Genomic DNA, 8,193 nt, shown 5'->3' on the forward strand with positions numbered 1-8,193 from the left:
TCGGAGTTCACCATGCCCAGCATTCGACTCAGCCGCTCGGCCAGCATCACGCCCACGGACGCGGGGGTCATCCTCCGGTCCGATCTCGGCACCTTCCAGCTCACCGGCGCGGACGTGGGCGCGTTCCTCGAGCGGATGGCGCCGCTGCTCGACGGGTCGCGCGACCGGGAGGCGATCGTCGAGGCGCTCGCCGACTACTCGCGGCAGAGCGTGACCGCGCTCCTCGACCTGCTCGAGGCGCGCGGGCTGATCGAGCCGGCGCCCGGCGCGGCGGAGCCCGCGGATCGCGAGCGCCTGCGCGGGCAGCTCGAGTTCCTCCGCAGGTGGTCGGCGGCGCCGCAGCAGGCGGCGCAGCGGCTGGCGAGCGCGCGCGTGCTCGTCGTGGGCCTCGAGCCCTGGGGCGCCGCGGCGGCCCTCGCGCTCGCCGAGGCGGGGATCCCCGCGCTCCGCCTGATCGACGACGGCGAGGTCGGCCCGCGCGACGTCGCCGTGCTCCGGGAGCGCGGCGAGGCGGCGCTCGGCGCGCCCCGCCGGGGCGCCGTGGCGGCGCTGATCCGCGAGCGCGCGCCGCGGTGCCGGGTGGACGAGAGCCACGCCGCCGCGCTCGAGGCGGGGGACCTGCTCTCGCCGGAGGGGCGCCCTCACCTCGTCGTCGCGGCGGCGCGCGGCGACGACGCAGAGCTCCTCTCGCGCGTCGCGCGGTTCGGCCATCGCGCGCGGGTCGCCTCGCTCTTCGCGCACCTCGAGGGGACGGCGGCCGTCCTCGGCCCGCTCGTGTTCCCGGGGAAGACGGCGTGCCGGGTCTGCGCCGCGGCCGACGCGCTCAACCCGCCGCTCGCGGCGCGCTCGCCGGCGGAGCCGCCGCCGCACGCGGGCGCGATGGCGCAGATGCTCGGCCACCTCGCGGCGATGGAGGCCCTCAAGGTGCTCTCGGAGTACACGCCGTCGAGGCTCGGCGGCCGGGTGCTGCTCCAGGACCTCTCGACGCTCGAGACGTCGTACCACACGCTGGTGAGGCTGCCCTGGTGCGGCGTGTGCGGCGAGGGGTGACGCCGGGACGGAGGTGCTCTAGCCTGCGGTCCGGACCTGACGCCATGATCGGCCGGACCCTCGACGACCGCTACGCGATCCACCGGCTGCTCGGCCAGGGCGGCATGGGCGCCGTCTACGAGGCGCGGCACACGGGCACCGGCCGCCGCGTCGCGGTGAAGGTCATCCTCGGCCAGGCCGCGGACGACGACCTCGTCCGCCGCTTCCAGCGCGAGGCGCGCGCGGTCGGCGCGGTCGAGTCGGAGCACATCGCGCAGGTGTTCGACACCGGGCGCGACCGCGAGACCGGCGCGCCGTACATCGCGATGGAGTTCCTCGAGGGCGAGGACGTGCAGGCCCTCATCGAGCGGCTCGGCCCGCTGCCCGTCGATCTCGCGCTCCGCGTCGGCCTGCAGGCGTGCCTCGGGCTCGAGCGCGCGCACGAGGCCGGCATCGTCCACCGCGACATCAAGCCGGCGAACCTCTTCCTCGCCCGGAAGCAGGGCGGCCAGCGCGTGATCAAGCTGCTCGACTTCGGCGTCGCCAAGGTGGCCGACAACAGCCTCGGCAACGGCGGGATGACCAAGAGCGGCGCGCTGCTCGGCTCGCCGCTCTACATGTCGCCCGAGCAGGCGCGCGGCAGCGGCGGCGTCGACGCGCGCTCGGACATCTGGTCGCTCGGGATCAGCCTGTACCACGCGCTCTCGGGGCAGCGGCCCAACCAGCACCTCACCGGCCTCGGAGAGCTCGTCCTGGCCATCTGCACGACGCCCGTGCGCTGGATCCAGGAGGTCGCGCCGTGGGTGCCGCCGGAGGTCGCCCACGTGGTGCACCGGGCGCTGGTCATCGATCCGGCCGGCCGCACCGCGAGCGCCGCCGAGCTCGCGGCCGCGCTGCGGGCGCTCCTGCCGAACGGCGAGGCGATCGTCGACGCGATGCTCGTGCCGCTCGGCGCCGCCGCGCGGTCGTCGCGCGCGTCGTTCGCGTCGTTCGACAGCGCGCACGGCGCGCACGGCGCGCACGGCGCCCACGGCGCCCACGGCGCGGCGCGCGGGCCGAGCGCGCCGTCGTTCGACGCCGCCTCGGGGACGCCGCGCGGCCAGGGCGCGGCCTTCGACACCAGCTCGGGCCTCGGGCGCGGGTCGGGGCCGCCGCTCGGCGCGCCGGGGCCGCCGCTCGACGCCGGGCGCCCCTCGCGCGCGCCGACCGGGCCGCACGGCGCGCCGCACGCGCTGTCGGGCACCGCGCCCGCCACGAGCGTGGGGCTGTCGAGCCGCCCCGACCGGCCGGCGTCGCGCCCGCCCGTCGCCCTGCTCGCCGGCGGCGTGCTGGCCGCCGCGGTCGCGGGCGGCGTCGGCGTCTACTTCGCGGTGCGCGGCGGGTCGCCGCCGGCGGCTCCCTCGGCCGAGCCGGCGCCGCCCCCGCGCGCCGAGGCCGAGCCCGCGCCGCCGTCCGCGGGCGCCGACGTCAGGCCGGCCCCGCGCGCCGAGGCCGAGCTGCCGCGCGCCGACGCGCCGGCGCCCGCCACCGCGACGCCCGACGCGCCGCCCTCGCCTTCCGCGGGCGCGCCGGCCGCGCCCCCTGCCGCGTTGACGTCGGCGCGGGTCGTCGCGCGCCCGCCCGCGCCGCGGCCGTCCGCCGTCAGGCCGCCGCCCTCCAGGCCCCCCAGGAACGACGATGACGAGACATCGAGGAAATAGCCGCGCGGCGTGGTGTGTCGCCGCGCTCCTGTCGCTCTCCGCCGGCGTGGCCCGCGCGGAGCCGTCGGCGGACCAGGCGGCCGCGGCCGAGGCGCTCTTCCGCGAGGGGCGCGAGCTCGTCGCCAACGGCAAGCTCGCCGAGGCGTGCCCCAAGTTCGCGGCGAGCCAGCGGCTCGATCCGGGCTACGGCACCCAGTGGAACCTCGCGGACTGCCTCGAGCGGCTCGGCCGGAGCGCGAGCGCCTGGGCCGCGTTCCGCGAGGCGGCGGACATGGCGAGCCGGGCTGGCCAGGCCGATCGCGAGGCGAAGGCGACGCGCCGCGCGGCCGATCTGGAGCCGAAGCTCGAGCGCCTCTCCATCGCGGTGAGCGCGCCGGCCGACGGGCTCGTCGTGCGGCGCAACGGCGCGGTCCTCGACGCGGGCGCGTGGGGCGCGGCGCTCCCGGTCGACCCGGGCAAGCACCGCGTCGAGGCGACCGCGCCTGGCAAGAAGCCGTTCTCGGTGGAGGTGCAGACCGCCGGCCCCGGCAAGGTCGTCACGGTGGGCGTCCCGCCGCTCGAGGACGCCCCCGTCGCGGCCGCCGCGGCGTCCCCGCCGCAGCCTGGCGGGGCGGCCGAGCCGGGGCCCGCCGCGCCGCCCGCGCCGGCCGCGGGCGACGGGGACGGCGGCGCGGGCACCCGGCGCACCCTCTCCTTCGTGGCGGGCGGCGTCGGCGTCGCCGGCGTCGTGACGGGCTCGATCTTCGGGCTCATCGCCAGCTCGCGGTGGAACCGGGCCCAGGACGAGCACTGCCGGACCAGGACGCTCTGCGACGACCAGGGCGTGGCGCTGGTCGACGACGCCCGGGGCGCCGCCGCGCTCTCCAACGTGGGCTTCATCGTCGGCGGGATCGGGCTCGCGACAGGCGTCGCGCTGTTCGTGACGTCGCTCGGCGGCGACGAGCGTCCCCCCCGTGAACAGCCGGCGCGGATCGTGGTCACGCCCGCGGTAGGGCTCGCCGGCGGCGGGCTGGAGCTCCAGGGCCGCTTCTGACGAGCGGGCGCGCGGCGGCTGCCGGCGACGGGTGACGGAGCGCGCGGCCGCGGCGGCGCCGCGCTCAGGCGGAGAAGGTCACTGGCAGCGCGCGGAGGCCGCGGACGAGGAAGCTCTGGATCCACTGCAGGTGGGGCTCGGCGACCGCGAGATCCGGCAGCCGCCGGACGATCGTGTCGAGCACGGCCTGGGCCTGGACGCGCGCCATCTGCGCGCCCAGGCAGAAATGGATGCCGCCGCCGAACGCGACGTGCCGGTTGTCCTTGCGCAGGATATCGAGCCGGTCCGGCTCCGGAAAGCGGGCCGGGTCCCGGTTCGCCGCGTGGAGAAAGCCGAACGCGATCTTCCCTGCCTCGATGCGCACGCCGCGGATCTCGACGTCCTCGCGGGCGCGGCGCGTGGATTGGTAGGCCACGCCGTCGAAGCGCAGGATCTCCTCCACCGCCTTGTCGATGACCTCCGGGCTCTCCCGGAGCTTCTGCAGCTGGTCAGGGTTCTTGATCAGGGCCAGGGCGCCGTTGCCGATGAGGTGGGTCGTGGTCTCGTGGCCGCTCGCGATCAACAGCGCGCAGGTCGACACGAGCTCGGCGTCGCTGAGCATGCCGCCCTGCTCTTCCGCGAGCAGGAGCCGGCTGAGGACGTCGTCGCCGGGGCGCGCTCGCCGCTCCTTGACCAGATCGCGGAGATACGCCTCGAACCCGAGGACCCCCTGATGGCCCCTGTCGATGATCTCCTCGTCCGGCGACGGCGCCCCGAGCAGCGTGAAGATGGCGTCGGACCACTGCTTGAGCTGCCGGTTGTCCTCCGGCGAGATCCTCAGCAGCTTCCCGATGACGAGCCCGGGCAGCGGATAGGCGAGATCGCGGACGATATCCATGCGCCCGTCGGCCCGCACCGCGTCGATCATCTCGTTCGCGAGGCGCTGTACCAGCGGGCGCAGCCCCTCGACCACCTGCGACGTGAACCCCTTGGCCACGAGGCTGCGCAGCCGCGTGTGCCTGGGCGGGTCGGCGAGCACCATCCAGTGCGATATGAACTCGTCGTACCGCTTCAGCTTCTCCCGGAGCGCCGGGGGGGCGCCGCTGATGTAGTAATCGACGCGCTCCGCGGAGAAGCGCGGGTCCCGCGTGATGAGCTGCACGTCGTCATAGCGGGTCAGGCAGTAGACGTTGAGCTGTGGGTCCCAGTAGACGGGATCCTCGGCCCGCATGCGCTGGAATGTCGGGTGCGGATTGGCAAAGAATTCAGGACTGAGAAGATCGTATCTTGGCACAGTGCCGTGGGCTGCCATCGTGGACCGACTCCTGTGGGTGGAGGGGATCGTGTATCGTAGCATCCCTGCGGGAGGCCGGCCCGGAGAGTGAGCTGTCATGGCGCCCCGGGATACACGGATGACGCCGATGCGGAGCTCTCAGCTCCGCGCATCGCCGCGCATCGCCGCGCATCGCCGCGCATCGCCGCGTATCATTGCGTATCATCGCGTATGATTACCCATCCGGGCCCTGGCTTCTGTCGATGTAGGGCGTCAGCGTCCGGCGGTCGCCTTGCCGCCGCTTCCCGCGCGCTTCAGCTCCCGCACGACGATCGCCCCGTAGTTGCGGCTCGGGCCGTCGGGGTAGAAGTCGCTGACGATATGGTCCCTGTCGGGCACCGTGAAGCCGTACCCCCTGTACATCTCGAGGAACGGATCGATGAGGCACCCGTTCAGCTGCATGAACGCGTAATCGCGCGCGTCCACCTCGCCGCGCCGCCGGCAATAGGCGTCGTAGCCGGGGATCTTGGCGCCGGCGACGACGTAATCGAGGCCGAGCTCCTCCGCCAGCCGGACCGGCGTCTCGATCAGGAGCGCGTACGTCTGGGCCCCGCGCGCCTCCCGCCGGAGCGTGCCCGACACGAGGTAGAGGGCGTTCGCGCTGGCCATGTCGATGTCCGGGAGGTTGCCGTGATTCGTGACCTCGTCCCAGCTCTTCCAGCCCTTGCGCCCGCCCCGCTCGTACCTCGTCGGGCAGCTCGTGAGCGTGCCGATGATCTCGCCTTCCTGCTCGAAGACCCAGAAGCCCTGGGGGAACTTCTGGAGCCGGACGAGCATCGTCTCCCGGCTCGCGCGCTGGTGCTCGGGCCAGTCGTCCTCGACCCGCATGATCCCATCGATGTCTGCGATGCTGGCTTGACGCGCCTTCACCATGTCCTGTCTCCCCGGCGCGACGTCGTCACCCCGGCGTCGCGCCCGCCTCCGGTCACAGCTTGCCGCTCCTCGTGGCCGACACGAGCGCGAGCGCGTCGCGGTCCGGGTCGGACGCGACGTGGCGCGCGATGGCGTCGGCCGCGGCCTGCGCCTCCTCGAGCACCGCGCGCTCGTCCATCGTGAGCACCTCTCCGTCGCGCATCACCGTCCGCCCCGCGACGATCACGGTCTTCACCTCGATGCCGCGCGCGTTGTAAACCAGGTTCGGCACGATGTTCCGCACGGGGGCGTCGAGCACCGGAGAGAGGCTCGCCTCGCGGAGGTCGATGAGGATGAGGTCGGCCTGCTTGCCCACGTCGAGCGACCCGATCTGGTCCCCGAGGCCGATCGCCCGCGCGCTCTCGATCGTCGCCATGCGCAGCACCTCCCAGGGCGGCATCACCTTCGGATCGCGCCGCGCGATCTTGTTGAACAGCGCCGTGAGCCGCATCTCGTTGAACATCGAGCACGCGCTGTTGTCCGAGCCGAGGGCCACCATCCCGCCCGCCTCCTTGAAGGCGAGCGCCGGCGGCACGATGCCGTCGATGAGGCCGATGGCGCTGGAGCAGAGCATCATGCGGACGCCGCGGCGGGCCATGAGCTGCACCTCCTCCTGGGTCGCCTCGGTGAGGTGGACGGCCATCAGCTGCTCGTCCAGATAGCCGAGCTCGTCGAGGTACTCCGGGGTCCGCTTGCCGTAGCGCGCGAGCATCTGCGCGATCTCCCGGTCCCCCTGGGCGACGTGCATGTGGATCATGAGGCCCTCGCGATCGGCGGCGCGCTTGATCTCGAGCAGGTGCTCCCGGAGCACGATGTCCGGCGCGACCGGCCCGAGCAGCACGGAGATGCGCCCCTCCGCCGCGCCGTTCCACTCGCGCGCGAACGCGACCGCCTCGTCGATGTCCCTGCCCGCCTGCGGATCGAGCGGATAGAGCCCGTCGAGCTTGGCGTCCATGCCGAGCGCGCTGATCGACGCGGCGAGGCGGCCGCGGACGCCGGCGGCCGCGTACGCCTGCGGCCAGCCGGGGAAGGGCGCGACGTGGTCGAGGAAGGTGGTTATCCCCGACTTGATCCCCTCGAGGAGGGTGAAGCGCGAGCGGGCCAGCGCGTCCGCGTCGTCGACGTACTTGTAGAAGATCCAGTATGCCTTCTCCAGCCAGTGGTCCACGTCCTGCGCCACGCCGCGGATCACGTTGACCGGCGAGTGCAGGTGCGCGTTGATGAACCCCGGGAGCATGGCGTGGCCGGTCGCGTCGATGCGCTCGCTGGCGCTGAACCGCGCCGACAGCTCCGCTGTCGCGCCGACCGCCGCGATGCGCCCGCCCTGGATCGCGACCGCTCCGTCGCCGATGTACCCCACGCCGTCGCCGCGCATGGTCAACGCGTGCGCGTGCACAATGAGCGTGTCGACATGTTGCATGTGAGAGCTCCTTTCCGGTTTTCCATGGCGCGTCGACGTCGACGCCAGTCCCCCTGAAGCACGCGAAGAAAGCAAAGGAGCGCGGGGGCGCTCAGGCCTGTCCCAGCACCTTACCGACCTTGCGCCACGACGGGCGCGAGCTGACGCGCTCCCACCAGGCCGCCACGCTGGGGCGGCTCGACACGAAGTCTCCGCCCCCAGAGGCGATGAGATAACTGATGTACGGCATGTGCGTGACGTCCGCCAACGAGAACGTCGCGCCGGCGAGGTACGGCTGGCCCGAGAGCGTCCTCTCCATCACATCGAACGCCTTGCCCACGTCCTGCCTGGCCTTCTGCAGCATCGGCTCGTCGGGCGGCGGCGGGAAGTACACCGCCCCGGGGCTGCTCCAGACGATGTTGTAGACCGGCCCGCTCCGGATCACGTCATAGACAGGGCCGCTGAAATACGATTGCTCGGAGCTGATCCACTGTTCCATGAGCGCCCACTCGCGGAGGTCGCGCGGCGTGAGCGAGCGCCCGGGCAGGCGCTGATCGAGGTAGCGGATGATCGCCCTCGACTCGTAGAGGAGAAACCCGTCGTCCTCCAGCACGGGGATCTCCCCGAAAGGATGCCGCGCCAGGTGCTCCGGGAGGGTCTTGTCCTCGCCCATCAGCACGTTGACCTCCACGAGCTCCGCCTCGTGCTCCTTCTCGGCGAGGACCGTCAGGACCTTCTGGGTACACGTGCTCTCCTGCATGCCATAGATCTTCATGGAAGCCTCCTTGCTCTGCGCGTCGTCCACGTC

At 73.4% G+C, this 8,193-nt stretch carries 7 protein-coding genes; 3 read left to right on the top strand and 4 right to left on the bottom strand.

Annotated features, from left to right (window positions below; translation table 11 throughout):
- Nucleotides 1–12 precede the first annotated feature (12 nt).
- Genes WME85_RS36850 through WME85_RS36860 form a run of 3 tightly spaced genes read left to right on the top strand, consistent with a single transcriptional unit; the run spans nucleotide 13 to nucleotide 3,762 of the window.
- On the top strand, nucleotides 13–1,050 hold the full coding sequence (locus tag WME85_RS36850) for a TOMM precursor leader peptide-binding protein (RefSeq protein WP_437827759.1): 1,038 nt from the start codon (nucleotides 13–15) through the stop codon (nucleotides 1,048–1,050).
- 44 nt (nucleotides 1,051–1,094) lie between these two features.
- Entirely contained in the window at nucleotides 1,095–2,729 is a 1,635-nt protein-coding gene (locus WME85_RS36855; RefSeq protein WP_437827760.1) for a serine/threonine-protein kinase, read from the top strand.
- The gene (locus tag WME85_RS36860) at nucleotides 2,707–3,762 is read left to right on the top strand and encodes a hypothetical protein (protein ID WP_437827761.1); all 1,056 of its coding nucleotides are present in this window, start codon (nucleotides 2,707–2,709) and stop codon (nucleotides 3,760–3,762) included. Before WME85_RS36855 ends, WME85_RS36860 begins: the two co-directional genes overlap by 23 nt.
- A gap of 64 nt (nucleotides 3,763–3,826) precedes the next feature.
- Here WME85_RS36860 and WME85_RS36865 read toward each other — a convergent pair whose 3' ends face one another.
- The 4 genes from WME85_RS36865 to WME85_RS36880 all read right to left on the bottom strand — a co-directional run bounded on the left by WME85_RS36865 (nucleotide 3,827) and on the right by WME85_RS36880 (nucleotide 8,160).
- Nucleotides 3,827–4,972: a cytochrome P450 gene (locus WME85_RS36865; RefSeq protein ID WP_437827762.1), complete on the bottom strand. Its 1,146-nt coding sequence runs from the start codon at nucleotides 4,970–4,972 to the stop codon at nucleotides 3,827–3,829.
- Nucleotides 4,973–5,287: 315 nt separating this feature from the next.
- Nucleotides 5,288–5,947 carry a hypothetical protein gene (locus WME85_RS36870; protein WP_437827763.1) on the bottom strand — a complete coding sequence of 220 codons (660 nt, stop codon included), beginning with the start codon at nucleotides 5,945–5,947 and terminating at the stop codon, nucleotides 5,288–5,290.
- A gap of 52 nt (nucleotides 5,948–5,999) precedes the next feature.
- Complete coding sequence (locus tag WME85_RS36875) at nucleotides 6,000–7,406, bottom strand: amidohydrolase family protein (protein WP_437827764.1); 1,407 nt, start codon at nucleotides 7,404–7,406, stop codon at nucleotides 6,000–6,002.
- A 91-nt stretch (nucleotides 7,407–7,497) separates the two neighbouring features.
- Nucleotides 7,498–8,160 (bottom strand): glutathione S-transferase family protein, encoded by a 663-nt coding sequence (locus WME85_RS36880; protein WP_437827765.1) that lies wholly within the window; start codon nucleotides 8,158–8,160, stop codon nucleotides 7,498–7,500.
- Nucleotides 8,161–8,193: the final 33 nt, after the last annotated feature.

The organism is Sorangium sp. So ce1153 (assembly GCF_051521595.1).
Classification (GTDB): domain Bacteria; phylum Myxococcota_A; class Polyangia; order Polyangiales; family Polyangiaceae; genus Sorangium.